Here is a 13,507-nt window from a genome sequence, read left to right on the forward strand (position 1 = left end):
AAATTATCTTATATCACAAATTATTTCATCAAAAAATGTTAATCGAAACAAATAATCTAACCATAGGATATAAAAAAAACAACGATTATTCGCCTATTCTGAGTAATATTAATCTGCAAATTGGTTATGGAAAACTCATTGCTCTGGTCGGCACAAACGGTATCGGAAAATCGACTTTGCTTAAAACATTTTCCGGTTTGCTCCCTCCTGTTTCAGGAAATTTCAAAATCGAAAACCAGAATACAACAGCATTTACTCCGGTCGATTGGGCAAAAATCTGTGCTGTAGTTTTGACGGAAACCGCCGTTTACCAAAATATTACTATCAAAGAATTGGTCAGTTTGGGCAGGCAGCCATACACCAACTGGCTGGGTGCATTGAACAAAGAAGATGAAGAAAAAATCCGGAGTGCCATGGAAGTAACCGGAATCCGGAATTGGGCAGACAAAAATATTAACGAACTGAGTGACGGACAAAAACAGAAAGTTTTTATTGCCAGAGCGATTGCCCAAGACACGCCGCTCATATTAATGGACGAGCCAACGACACATTTGGATTTTTACAATAAAATCCAATTCCAGAAACTGGTAAAAAAATTTACTGAATTAGGAAAAACAATCATTTATTCCACCCACGATTTAGATTTAGCCATACAACTCAGTGATGAACTGATTGTACTTACCGCGAGTCAGGTTTTTCATAATACAGCAGAAAAACTGATGCAGGAAAAAGTTTTTGATTCCTTTTTTGATACAAGCGAAATCCAATTTGATGAACAAAATAAAAGATTTGTTGTGAAATGAATCATCAAAATTAAATGTGATAATTATGCGTAAGTTTTAGCAAAAAGCAGTAATTTTGCAAAAAATTTAAACAAATTAAAATGGCAGGAAACAGAACATTTACGATGATTAAGCCTGATGCTGTTGAAGCAGGTCACATTGGCGGGATTTTAAATATGATTACTGAAGGTGGTTTCAGAATCGTGGCAATGAAATTAACACAACTAACGGTTGCTGATGCACAGAAATTCTACGCCGTTCACGCCGAACGTCCTTTCTATGGAGAATTGGTTGAATTCATGTCAAGAGGACCGATTGTTGCCGCTATCCTGGAGAAAGACAATGCTGTAGAAGATTTCCGTACGTTGATTGGTGCAACCAATCCAGCGGAAGCAGCTGAAGGAACAATCAGAAAAAAATATGCAAAATCAATCGGAGAGAATGCTGTTCATGGTTCTGATTCAGACGAAAATGCTGAAATTGAAGCTGCTTTCCACTTTGCAGGAAGAGAACAGTTTTAATTATTTCCTATTTTGAACTAAGAAGCCTGTAAAATTCAATTTACAGGCTTTTTTTTATTTTTATTAAATTACTACTTCCCCGGTTTTGGCGCATAACGGTCGTAAGGCGTCATATCAAAATTATCGACTTCTTCCATCGTCAAGCCCAAAGCATTAGCCACTCCTGTACCGTATTCAGGATCGGCTTTGTAACAATTCCGGATATGCCGTATCTGAATAAATTTCTCGGCACCACCTACCTGAGCCGCAGTATTTTGGAATAACAAATCGGCTTTTCCGTCCGCTTTGATAATTCGGAATAAATCGCCCGGTTGTGTATAGTAATCCTCGTCATAATCTCTGAAATTGTGAGCGTAAGCCGTTCCTTCCATTTCCAACGGCGGTTCTTTTGCCGATGGGTTTTCCTGCCATTCTCCAAAACTATTTGGTTCATAGTGAATCGCCGAACCATAGTTTCCGTCCACGCGCATTGCTCCATCTCTGTGATAAGCGTGATACGGACATTTTGGTTTGTTTACCGGAATCTGATAGTGATTCACTCCCAATCGGTAGCGTTGTGCATCGCCATAAGAGAACAATCTTCCCTGCAACATTTTATCTGGCGAGAAACCAATTCCCGGAACAATATTTGTCGGATTGAATGCCGCTTGTTCCACGTCCTGAAAATAATTATCCGGATTTCTGTTGAGCTCAAATTCGCCTACCGGAATTAACGGAAAATCTTTTTTCGACCATACTTTTGTCAAATCAAATGGGTGAAAGCGATAGGTTTTCGCTTGTTCTTCGGTCATAATCTGCACGAACATTTTCCATTTAGGAAAATCTCCTCTTTCAATCGCGTCGTATAAATCACGTTGAGAAGACTCTCTGTCTTGTCCTACTACTTTTGCCGCTTCTTCATCAGAAAGATTTTCGATTCCTTGTTGAGACACAAAATGAAATTTTACCCAATGACGTACATTTTCATTGTTGATAAAACTATACGTATGACTTCCGAATCCGTGCATGTGCCGGTAACCTTTCGGAATACCACGGTCACTCATAACAATTGTAATTTGATGCAATGCTTCAGGCAAAAGCGTCCAGAAATCCCAGTTATTGTTAGCACTTCGCATATTGGTTCTCGGATCGCGTTTAACTGCGTGATTCAGGTCGGGAAATTTCATCGGGTCGCGGAAAAAGAAAACAGGTGTATTATTTCCAACCAAATCCCAGATTCCCTCATTGGTATAAAATTTTAAGGCAAAACCACGAATATCCCTTTCGGCATCGGCAGCCCCTCTTTCTCCCGCAACGGTAGAAAAACGAGCAAACATTTCAGTTTTCTTCCCGATTTCGTTAAAAATTTCCGCTTTGGTATATGGCGTAATATCGTGGGTTACGGTAAAAGTTCCGAAAGCCCCCGAACCTTTTGCGTGCATTCTTCTTTCCGGAATTACTTCCCTATCGAAGTTTGCCATTTTTTCCAAAAACCAAAAATCCTGCATCAGCATAGGTCCATTCGGTCCTGCTGTTTGTACATTTTGATTATCAGGAACCGGAGCTCCTGTTTGTCTGGTAAGTTTTGATTTTTTTTCTTCCATCTTTTTTATATTTTAAGGTTTGTCAAATTTATATAGTTTTTAAGTATCATTATTCTTTCTTCAATAGATATTATTTATACAGCAATAAATAACTACTCTGAACCCATAAATATAAGATTTTTTTAGCATTTTATCAACCAAAATTACTTAATTAGTTAGTTGTTTTTATTAATTTTGATGGCAAACAATACCTTTTTATGTCATCACATCATATTGTTCGGGACGACCAGGAACCTGCCTTAATTATTGCTAATGGCGAAGCCTGCAGCATGGATTTGCTCAATCAGTTGCTGGAATGGTCGCCTCACATTGTGGTTTTGGATAGTGCTGTTGAGCGTGTTTTGGAACTGGGAATTAAAATTGATGTTTTAATTGGTGATTTTGACCGTGATTTCGACCATAAAAAGTATGAAAATATGCAATATCCGCCAATAAAGGTTATTAAAGTTGATGACCAGGATTCGACTGATTTAGACAAAGCTTACCAATACCTGATTGACCATAATTTTCCGGCTGTAAACGTGGTTTGGGCAACCGGTAGAAGAACCGACCACACATTCAGCAACCTGACCAATATGGTACAGGTCAAAAATAAACTTCGGGTAGTTTTGCTTGATGATTATTCCAAAGTGTTTTTATGCCCGGCGATTTTCAAAAAATGGTATCCGGAAGGTACACCCATTTCACTGATTCCTATTGGTACGGTTTCCGGAATTACCACAAAAAATCTGGTTTATTCACTTCATGACGAATCTTTGACATTGGGTTACCGAAGCGGTTCAAGCAATGAAGTAGCCACCGACGGAATGGTAGAAATCAGCTATCGGGAAGGTGATTTATTATTAATGGAATGTTTTGATTGAGATTTTTAAAGCTATTAAAGTATAAAATCTGCCAGCACCAAAGCCGTCATAGCCTCAACAATCGGGACGGCTCTCGGCACCACGCACACATCGTGCCTTCCTTTGCCATCAACGGTGATTATTTCACCTGATTCCGACAACATTTCCTGTGGTTGCATCAATGTGGCAACCGGTTTAAATGCGACATTAAAATAAATATCCATACCATTGGAAATACCGCCTTGCACACCGCCGGAAAAATTTGTTTTTGTACTTCCGTCCGGATTAAAATAATCGTTGTGCTGACTGCCTTTCATCTGCGTACCGGAAAATCCGCTACCAATTTCAAAACCTTTGGTTGCATTAATTGACAGCATGGCTTTTGCCAAATCGGCTTCCAGACGGTCAAAGACAGGATTTCCCAGTCCCGCCGGAACGTTTTGTACTACACAGGTAATAATACCCCCTAATGTATCTCCTTGTTTTCGTGTCGTTTTAATCAATTCTTCCATTTGAACGGCAAATTCAGCATCCGGACAACGCACGGCATTGGTTTCTATCTGGTTAAAATCCAATTCTTTATAAGTCTTTTTCAACGAAATATTTCCGATAGATGACACAAATGCTGTAATCTTGATCGGCTGAATAATTTGCTTGGCAATAGCTCCGGCAACCACCCTGCAAGCGGTTTCGCGAGCCGAGCTCCTACCTCCTCCCCGATAATCTCTTATGCCGTATTTTTTCTGATAAGTATAGTCGGCATGACTTGGGCGGAAATGGTCAGCTAAATGTCCATAATCTTTAGATTTTTGATTTTCATTCGGAATGATAAAACCGATAGGCGTTCCGGTGGTTTTGCCTTCAAAAATTCCGGATAAAAATTGTACGGTATCTGATTCTTTCCGTTGGGTAACAATATTGGATTGTCCGGGTTTACGGCGATTTAGCTCGTGCTGTATCTCGTTCAAATCCAACTCGATATTTGACGGACAACCGTCAATGATACCTCCGATTGCCTCCCCGTGAGATTCCCCGAAAGTGGTCAGGGAAAATTTTTTACCAAAAGTATTTCCGGACATAAGTTTGCTGATTTCTTTAGACAAAGATAAGGTTTATAATGTTAGTTTAAAATATTGTTCAACCATATTAGTTTTTCACTGGTCTGTAAAAAGGTTATAAAAAATTCACAAAAAAAACCTCCCGAGCTATCGGGAGGCTTTCACAACAAAAATACTACTAAACAAACGATAGTCCTATTTCAGAACTATTTTCTTAGTGCTGGCTTGATTTCCTGATTTGAATTCAAGAATATAAACTCCAGCTGTCAATTGTCTTAAATCCAATGTTTGGGTGTAAAATCCGGTTTGAGATTCTGCTCCGGCTCTATATACTACTGCCCCATTCAACGCATAGATTGTAATCTCATTTTGTGCAGCGTTGGTTGCTGTAATATCATAAACAACCTGAACTCTTTTATCTGTAGTCGGGTTCGGATACACGTTGAAAGAAACGCCTTCTGCTACCTGCTCTACAGATAATGTTGCTTCGTTGTCAATCATAAAACGAACCACACCGGTGCTTTGACCTTCAAACTCTGTGAAATTAACTTTATATACTACATCTGCATTATTTCTTTTGATGAAATAATTAATGTCTGAATCTACTGCCCAAGACCAACCATCAAGGTATTTCCAGTCGGCCGCTCCGATTACGTTCATATCTCCTGACAAATCTGCAACGTTAGCTTCGGCTTCGGTAGTTTTAGCTATTTTTATGTTTGGATTAGACAACACTCCTGTAACAACTTGGTTTGGTGTTGTCATCTCTCCATGAACATAAGTATCTGTATATTTGGTAAACAACAAATCCCACTCTGCTTTACTTGGTTCAACAGCTACTACATCTTGTGTGTCAAATGCGTAAAAATTGAAGTAACTGTCGGCACTTCCATTTTCTACAACTTCTTCCACATCTTCACCCCATGTAGTTCCGTTCCATTCAGCATAAGTGAATGTATAAGCTCCGAAATAGTCTTCTACTTTAATTTTAACATATTCTTCTTCTCCTTCAGCACCTTTTTTCATTACAAAAGCTACTGCACCGGAAACGTGATGATTAGGCTCGTAATTTCCCCAACCATAATCTGCCGAACCTTGGTCGAAAGCCCCTTTGGTATAATCTGTTGAAGGGTTAAAAAGTTGTGACCAACTGGCTGCATCAGCAACGTCAATAGTTGCGTAATCAGTAATCTGACCGGCTTCATATAAAGCCCAACCTTTTGCCTCATTAATTTTGATTCCCGTGTCCATGGCATTATCTCTGTAAAAAGCCAAATCCCAAACGTTGTTGGCAACAACATGTTCATCTTGTGTTTCGAGGTTGTAGAATACGTTATTAACATAATTCGCTCCCATAGTTACCTCTCCCTCAACCTGCTGGGCTGAGACTGTTGCTGATAGCATCATTAGCGATGCTAAAGAAAGTATTGATTTTCTCATGATATATAATTAATTTAAAAGTTGATACTCAAATTTAGGGTAACCTCTTTCTCCGCTGTCTTTTTTAAAGGCTAACATTTTTATTTTATAATAATTTCCGTCTAAATCCTTGAGGATATAATACATTGTGTCAAACATGGCACCTGAAAGGACATCTCGCCAGCTGGCTCCAATCACACGCTGGTCGTTCACGAACTGGCTGTCATCAACATTGGCTAACTGAAAATTCTGATAGTTTAAATCTCCGTTACCGCTCAAAGCATAAGCCTGAACGCCGGCTTTCAGGTTGTGAATCACAAAATCTGAGAAACCATAAGAACCTGCTCCTTCGTTGATATTAGTATATACTGTAAAAGCAATATCCCACTGGTCTTTTTTAGGTTCAACACTCACTTCCTGATGTGTTACCATACTATAATGTACAAAATTATATTCCGGACTTTTTGTTATTTCAACTTCCTGAAAAGAAGTATCGTCCAAGTCGGCATACTGTAATAAATATCCCTGAGGTTTTTTCAATATTCTGATTTTCTTCCAACCACGACTATCTCCTACTACTTCCACACTGCCCACCGGCGGTTGATTTGTACCTACTTCATAGCCCATATTAACGAGATACACTTTGTTATCTTCATCATTTTCAGAAATTTCGGCAATAGCTGTCTGATTAATATGTCCGTTTGGTGCGTCGATAAAGTTCTCGTTTGCCGGGTCAAAAGTTCCGATGGCTACTTCTTGCTGGTAATCGGCAACTGTTTGGCTGTTTACCGCATTCAGGTTGGTTTCATCAATGATTCCGGCTGCCATATAAACTGTACCGTTAATTGCAACGCGGTTTTCCTCTCCACAATAAAAACTTAAATCCCACATATCTCTTTGCACTTCTGCCATTGTTCCGGTACTTAAATCAACAAAAACAGCATTTTGTTCATTTGGTCCGCCTGTGTTTGGCTCAAGAATTCCACCCAAAGATGTATCAAAAGAAATTAAACAGTTGGAATACCCTTGTATGCTGGTATATCCGTCATATTGTATAGATGAAATACGGAATTCTATATTTTTATTTTCCCGATCAAACGGATAAATCAAATTTTTAAAAACAAATGACAACTGTTGTTCACCTGCGTGAAAAGGTAATTCAAACTGCGAATTATTAGCCTCCGGAAGAGTTTCAAAATCAACACCATATTCTGCATTAGACGCATTAATTTCAATAGTAACCGAGCCGTCGGTTGCCGGTACTTCTGAGAAAACCAATTCAATATTTTTGGTGTCCGGAATTGATGAATAATCAACAGACTGTTCGAGAAAAGCCACCACAAAAGGCTCCTGTTCGAAAGTTTCCTCTTTTTCGCAGCCTAAGATTAATAGGAAAAGGGCTAATATTCCGGTTATCTTTGTTAATTTCATCGTTAATCGAATTTAAATTTATACAATACTTTCATGAAATAATGGCGACCATATCCGAGCAGAATAGTCGTTCCTGCATCTGTGTGAGCCCCCGCAGCCTCCACACTGGAGCGTACTTGACCAACATTCAAAATGTTTTTGGCTCCGGCTGTGATTTCCAACCTATTGTCTAATAATTTTTGTCTGACGGTAAAATCCAATAACTGAAAGGCTTCTCTTTCTCCTTTTTCGTAATAAAGACTCATATTTTCATCAAATCTTTCAGCATATTGCTGTTCTCTACCGTTGAGCTTATAAGACAAATAAAATGTAGTTTGGCTTTTCGGAATGGTATAACCGATATTGGCAGTAACATCAGTTTTATAGAGATAATCTCCGGATTTTTCCTCGTCTTGTAAGGTCACTGAATTACCGTAAAAAGTGATTCCTAAATTAGCATCCCAGTTTTTCCAGACAATGCTACTTTCATAAGTCAAATTAAGCACCTTGAACATATCAAAATTTTCAAAACGGTATGCCAGCCTGTTTTCCTCATTTTTGAAAATAATCAAGTCTATTTTATCACTAACTTTCTTATAACCAGCAGACAAACGATTAGTAATCCAACCATCTTCTATGTCGTAATTCTTTTTAAGATGCAAAGACACAGATTGTCCGTTTTCAGGTTTCAAATCAGGGTTTCCACTCACGTCGTGATTAACATCCCTGAGTTCGGTAAACATTTCGTCAAAACTCGGTATTCGTGGTGAATTTCCAAGCACAGCCCGAAGTTCAAAGCCTTTTGGCAATTCATATCTTGCACTCAGGCTATAGGCGTGTGCCGGGCTAAAATAATTGGAAGACATCAAACGGTAACCCGGACGCAAAGAAAATCTATGGCTAAGCTGCCATTCTGCGGAACCGAAAAAATCATAACTCCCGGTATTTCGTTCCACCGCCATATTGTCTAATTCTTTCGCCAAAGGAGAAGTGTAACCTTTAATGTTACTGATTTCATAGCCTACCTGAAAATCAAAATTATCCCGCTTGATGATATTGGAAAACGTTCCTTTAGAGTACCATACTTTTCGGCTTTCGTATTCCGTTTTTTCCATATTTGCCTCTTCGTCCTTTTTGATGTAATAGCGGTATTTCTCGAGGTTTCGGGTTTGCTCCTGATAGGATAATGAGATATCATATCTGAACCAGTCTTTTGCCATGCCCGACGCATTCAAATGGTTAAAGAAACGTTCGGTAATATATCTTTCGTCATTAGAATATGGTTGAAAAGTTCCGGTTCTCGGGTCATAATTTTCAAAAACCTTCTCTCTGTGGCGACTCAAGTTTTCGTTAAAGTATTCTGATTTGAAGAACACATCTACGTTATCGCCCCGGTATGACATCAATCCTTTGAGGTTTTGTGTGAGTTTCGGCAACCATTCATAACCTCGCAAACCGTCGTCGAGCATATGTTTTTCTCCTTTTCTGCCGTCAAAATGACCTTTGAAATCATTACGGTTATAAGAAACGTCTATATAGATTTTATCCGTAAGCTGATGAGCCACTTTTAATGCCTGAATATGTCGCCCTTTGGTATTAAAGTTATATTCATCGCCAATGGTTTCTTCTTGAATCATCGGTGTGATTTCCCAACGGTGCAGCATTCTTTTTTTGGTAATGATGTTAACGATTCCTGCCGAGGCATTGGCTCCGTAATCAACGCCCATTGCTCCTTCAACAATTTCGATGCGCTCGATATCGTCTAGATTGATTTGAGTTAAATCGGCATTACTTCCGAAATCTTCATCATTAACCAACGGGATATTATCGACTAATATTTTGAAATAAGACGAAGAGAAACCAAACATTCCCATTCGGGATTTACCCGTTCCGGCACTTGGCGTCACATTGATATTCAGGCTGCGGTTAAGCACATCGGCTAAGTTGTTACCCGCCAAACGGTCAATTTGTTCACGGGAAATTACGCGTACTTCATAAATAGATTTGTTAACCGCCTGAGGGTTATATTGACCGGTAATGACTAATTCTTCCAATTCTTCATCTAAGTCAACAGCCAGAGAATCTTGTTGGGCACGTGCAGTAAACGTTACCAAACCAAAGAGTGAGCTGATGTATATCGTTTTACAGAAATTCATTATTTAGATTTATTCTTAATAAATTCCCTGCAAATATATAATAATTTATTTATTATTTAGAATAAATAAAAATTATTTTTTTGATGAAATTGTTATGTAAGGGGCATTCGTTTATTTGCTTATTCGCTAATCCGCTTATATGCTAATTTGCTTATTTGTTTATCTGCAAATTCGCGAATAAGCAATTAATAAGAAAAAAACCGCTCCTTTCGGAGCGGTTTATAAAATAATGAATAATTAAAATCTATTATGAGTAAATTTAATCCTTTATTATTTTTTAACGATTTTCTGTGTTGCCACAGTACCGTTAGCTGTAATGTTCATTAAGTAAATACCACTTGCTAAATCAGATGCGTCAACAGTAGTTTCTGCCACATTGTTGAAGTTGATTGATTTTACAGTTCTTCCGTTTAGGTCAGTGATAGTTACTGCCTCAATGTTTGCCTCTGGTGAAGTGATGTTTACAATATCACTTACCGGATTAGGGAATACATTTAAGCCTAACTTAGCGAAGTTTTCGGTAGATGCTACACCATTGTTAGTTATTGCCGGATATCCATTATCAATAGCATTTGGAACTCCGCAATTTCCTGCTTCGCTAATTCCAATTCGATAAGTTCCATCTTCTGTAGCTACCCATGTTATAGAACAAGGGCTATCATCATCTACTCCATAAGCTACCACCTCTCCACTTGGGGAGAAAACAGTAAAATCTACATCCCAACTTCCAGCTCCAGCTCCATTACAAATACTAAAAGTATATTCGTTACCTGCAATAAATCCGTCTATAACATAAGATTCTGAAGCAAAAACCTCAAACTCTGTAATTTCATGCGTTTGTCCCTCTTCTGTAGGAGCTCCTCCACCCCAGTCATTCTCTGGATTATTAAAATCAGTCCAAGGACCGGCTGCAAAGCTTTGACAATAATCTCCACTAAACTCAGAAACTCCATAAAGAGTTACAGTAACATCATCCCATGTAGCTTCAGTTTCTTGAAGATATAAATTTACTAAACGAACATAAGTCGTCGCTGTAAACTCAATAGGCGTATCAAGAGTAATTGTACCTGAAATAGTAGTTCCATCATCATTTGGCCAAGAATACCATTGTTCTGCTTGTATAGCTGCATTACTACTACCCCCTGCATATAATAAACCTCCCAGTGCAAACCCACTATCTGGAGTTATATAAATACCCAGTTCACCTGCCGGAGTAGTTCCTGACACTTTTGTTGCTGTAATTTCAACAGCAGTAAGAGTCCCTTCTAACATACCGCCTGGATAAATATTATATGCACCATCATCCGCTAAAGTTACTCCATCTGCTGTTTCCGCAATCTGGTCTTGAGTCCAAGTTACCGACTGTGCATTAGCACTCATCGAAATAGCAACAAATGCTGTTGCTGCAAAAAATAAATTTTTAATCATGATATTGTTTTTTTAAAGTTTATGGTATCAAATATAGAAATTATATTTTATTATACAAAATGGTTGAGGAAAAATTTAACATTTATAATTATACATTGTTGATTTAAACAAAAAAGACCTGTAAGATAAAACTTTACAAGTCTTTTTACTGCGTTCAGTTCGCAGGTTCATGCCGGTTTTTGAGATTCCTCCTTTGTCGAGATAAGTCAATATGTTGATGAATGTTGCTCGTTTTTGTTTCAAGTTTTGATAGCCGTAACGAAGTAACAAAGTGACGACTGAAAACTCTTGGCTTTTGCCTCTTGCCTAATCACAAATTTATTTTCTCATACAAACCGTCATCAAAGTCATAAACATCTTGTCTGAATTGCATTTGTCCGTTTTGGTCTTTCCACGCCGTCCAGTATAACTGATGTACGCCTACCTGCTTTTTTAACGGCAAAAACTTCGTTTTTTCTTTTTCCACCAATTCTAACAAATCTTCTTTGGTTTTCGGGTCATTTTCCAGCTTCAGAATATGATCAGCGAGGTCAAAAGGGTTTTGTACACGCACGCAACCCGAACTCAATGCTCTGTTTTTTCGGTCAAACAAATATTTGCTATTGGTATCATGCAGATATACCATGTGATTATTCGGAAAATCAAATTTAATCAATCCCAGAGAGTTGCTTCCTCCGGGCTGTTGCACATACCTGTATTGCTTGGCATTTTCGGCGTCCCAATCTTCCGGACTGACTTCTTTTCCTTTATTATCATAGATAATCATATTGTTTCTCGAAAAATAAGTGCTGTCCTGCGAAGCATTTGGCGTCAAATCTTTTTTAAGAATCGTCGGCGGAACTGTCCACGTCGGGTTGATAACCAACTGGCTGAACTGCGATGACAATACCGGCGTTCTGCGTTCGGGTTTACCGACAACAACGGTGTGCTTGTCTGTTATTTTTCCGTCATTAATCAAATATAACCGGGCTTCAGGAATATTTACCAGCACATATTTGTCGCCCAAATCATCAGGAATCCATCTTGCCCGCTCCAGATTAACCAATATCTTTTTAGTCAAATCCTTAACCGGAATGTTTAATTTTTTTAAAGTGTTTTCATCAATTTTTCCTGTTTGAGCAAGATCGTTTCTTTGCTGAAACTGCTTTACAGCCTCAGTTAATTCTTCTGAAGAAACATCTTTATTATCTGATTGATAATCGCCAAACAACGCCAGTTGATAGACAATTTTTGACTGTTCTGATGATTTTATCGGACGAATGGTGTCTTTTTTTATAAGTTGGTTATATTCCGCATACGCCTCTTTCAACCCTTTATAATAGCTGTTTTTGGGCGTGATTTGCTCCAGCGCTTCTTCTACAGTATTATCTGAAATTGCAGAAAGCAAAACTTCCTCATAATTTATATTTTTCTTGTAAGCTTCCCAATCGCCGTAAAATTTCTTCGGATTAATTCTTCCTTCTGCCAAATGTTTGGCGAGCTTTAAAAACGTTTTGGTGTACAACAAATCAGCCTCAGCTCTTTTTTCAGCTCCCAACTGATTGTAGCTTAAATTAAAATTAAATAATTCCGTAATCGGATAACTTTCTAGATTAAGTCCGTCCTTCTGAGCAGACATCAATGCGTCAAGCAGTTCGCTCCGCTTATCGCGGGAATTCCATAAAGTGTTATTATCCTGATTTTTATAAAAATCAACAAGGTTTTGTGTCGTCCATTGTAGCTCTTGCTGAGTAACTTTTATCGAAGGAAGGGTTTCTTTCTCAATATCAAGCACTTCTCCTACCAAATCTTTACTTTTTTCGCAAGCAACAAACAAGGTAAAAACCAATATCAAATGAAGGTATTTCATATACTTTATTTATAAGTTTATTTAAAGTTTAAAGTTTCTTTTGTTTAAAGTGTGCACCACTAAAGTTGAAATTTCACGTTCAAAATTTTAAATTATTCAATCGTTTTTCAACTTTCGGAAATCAGCCCAACTTTGAACTTTACAAAATTTAAATTAGTACACGACAAAATTTATAAATACCAGAAAGATAAAGATTTAATTGTTAGCCACAGATGCACAGATATAAATTTCAAAAATAATTTTTTTCAAATAATAATTTCACGAATATTGAATGCTGTGCATTCAATAAAATCTGTGGAATTTTAATCCATTTTAAACAAAAAAAATCATCTGTGCATCTGTGGTAGATTAACAATAATTTATAAATGAGATATTTGTGTTTTTTGTCGTGTACTAAAAAACTTTAATCATTCATTATTACAAAAATAATGATATTTGTCCCAAAATATATTTTTTTAA

Annotated in this window: 10 protein-coding genes; 3 read left to right on the plus strand and 7 right to left on the minus strand. The window is 37.8% G+C overall.

Features of this window, described 5'->3' with window-relative positions:
- Window positions 1-35: 35 nt before the first annotated feature.
- Both CDL10_RS01945 and CDL10_RS01950 read left to right on the plus strand, forming a co-directional pair.
- On the plus strand, window positions 36-803 hold the full coding sequence (locus CDL10_RS01945; protein WP_100676973.1) for an ABC transporter ATP-binding protein: 768 nt from the start codon (window positions 36-38) through the stop codon (window positions 801-803).
- Between the two features lie 80 nt (window positions 804-883).
- On the plus strand, window positions 884-1,303 hold the full coding sequence (locus tag CDL10_RS01950) for a nucleoside-diphosphate kinase (protein ID WP_100676974.1): 420 nt from the start codon (window positions 884-886) through the stop codon (window positions 1,301-1,303).
- Window positions 1,304-1,374: 71 nt separating this feature from the next.
- Here the strand turns inward: CDL10_RS01950 and CDL10_RS01955 are convergent, their stop codons facing one another.
- Window positions 1,375-2,886, minus strand: coding sequence for a catalase (locus CDL10_RS01955; protein ID WP_100676975.1), 1,512 nt, complete (start codon window positions 2,884-2,886; stop codon window positions 1,375-1,377).
- A 197-nt stretch (window positions 2,887-3,083) separates the two neighbouring features.
- On the opposite strand from CDL10_RS01955, the gene CDL10_RS01960 reads away from it, so the two are divergent.
- On the plus strand, window positions 3,084-3,749 hold the full coding sequence (locus CDL10_RS01960; RefSeq protein WP_100676976.1) for a thiamine diphosphokinase: 666 nt from the start codon (window positions 3,084-3,086) through the stop codon (window positions 3,747-3,749).
- A gap of 14 nt (window positions 3,750-3,763) precedes the next feature.
- Here CDL10_RS01960 and aroC read toward each other — a convergent pair whose 3' ends face one another.
- The 6 genes from aroC to CDL10_RS01990 all read right to left on the minus strand — a co-directional run bounded on the left by aroC (window position 3,764) and on the right by CDL10_RS01990 (window position 13,048).
- Entirely contained in the window at window positions 3,764-4,807 is a 1,044-nt protein-coding gene (gene aroC / locus CDL10_RS01965; RefSeq protein ID WP_100676977.1) for a chorismate synthase, read from the minus strand.
- A 174-nt stretch (window positions 4,808-4,981) separates the two neighbouring features.
- Complete coding sequence (locus CDL10_RS01970) at window positions 4,982-6,226, minus strand: T9SS type A sorting domain-containing protein (protein ID WP_100676978.1); 1,245 nt, start codon at window positions 6,224-6,226, stop codon at window positions 4,982-4,984.
- Between the two features lie 9 nt (window positions 6,227-6,235).
- On the minus strand, window positions 6,236-7,636 hold the full coding sequence (locus CDL10_RS01975; RefSeq protein WP_100676979.1) for an HmuY family protein: 1,401 nt from the start codon (window positions 7,634-7,636) through the stop codon (window positions 6,236-6,238).
- A gap of 2 nt (window positions 7,637-7,638) precedes the next feature.
- On the minus strand, window positions 7,639-9,771 hold the full coding sequence (locus CDL10_RS01980) for a TonB-dependent receptor plug domain-containing protein (protein ID WP_100676980.1): 2,133 nt from the start codon (window positions 9,769-9,771) through the stop codon (window positions 7,639-7,641).
- A gap of 270 nt (window positions 9,772-10,041) precedes the next feature.
- The gene (locus CDL10_RS01985; RefSeq protein WP_100676981.1) at window positions 10,042-11,199 is read right to left on the minus strand and encodes a T9SS type A sorting domain-containing protein; all 1,158 of its coding nucleotides are present in this window, start codon (window positions 11,197-11,199) and stop codon (window positions 10,042-10,044) included.
- A gap of 310 nt (window positions 11,200-11,509) precedes the next feature.
- On the minus strand, window positions 11,510-13,048 hold the full coding sequence (locus CDL10_RS01990; protein WP_100676982.1) for a L,D-transpeptidase family protein: 1,539 nt from the start codon (window positions 13,046-13,048) through the stop codon (window positions 11,510-11,512).
- Window positions 13,049-13,507: the final 459 nt, after the last annotated feature.

Source organism: Avrilella dinanensis (genome assembly GCF_002807015.1).
GTDB classification, from domain to species: domain Bacteria; phylum Bacteroidota; class Bacteroidia; order Flavobacteriales; family Flavobacteriaceae; genus Flavobacterium; species Flavobacterium dinanensis.

Excerpts from the sequence above, each read along its gene's own strand:
- CDL10_RS01980 (WP_100676980.1), bottom strand. The coding sequence starts at position 9,771 with ATGAATTTCTGTAAAACGATATACATCAGCTCACTCTTTGGTTTGGTA.
- CDL10_RS01975 (WP_100676979.1), bottom strand. The coding sequence starts at position 7,636 with ATGAAATTAACAAAGATAACCGGAATATTAGCCCTTTTCCTATTAATC.
- CDL10_RS01945 (WP_100676973.1), top strand. The coding sequence starts at position 36 with ATGTTAATCGAAACAAATAATCTAACCATAGGATATAAAAAAAACAAC.
- CDL10_RS01970 (WP_100676978.1), bottom strand. The coding sequence starts at position 6,226 with ATGAGAAAATCAATACTTTCTTTAGCATCGCTAATGATGCTATCAGCA.
- CDL10_RS01985 (WP_100676981.1), bottom strand. The coding sequence starts at position 11,199 with ATGATTAAAAATTTATTTTTTGCAGCAACAGCATTTGTTGCTATTTCG.
- CDL10_RS01950 (WP_100676974.1), top strand. The coding sequence starts at position 884 with ATGGCAGGAAACAGAACATTTACGATGATTAAGCCTGATGCTGTTGAA.
- aroC (WP_100676977.1), bottom strand. The coding sequence starts at position 4,807 with ATGTCCGGAAATACTTTTGGTAAAAAATTTTCCCTGACCACTTTCGGG.
- CDL10_RS01960 (WP_100676976.1), top strand. The coding sequence starts at position 3,084 with ATGTCATCACATCATATTGTTCGGGACGACCAGGAACCTGCCTTAATT.
- CDL10_RS01955 (WP_100676975.1), bottom strand. The coding sequence starts at position 2,886 with ATGGAAGAAAAAAAATCAAAACTTACCAGACAAACAGGAGCTCCGGTT.
- CDL10_RS01990 (WP_100676982.1), bottom strand. The coding sequence starts at position 13,048 with ATGAAATACCTTCATTTGATATTGGTTTTTACCTTGTTTGTTGCTTGC.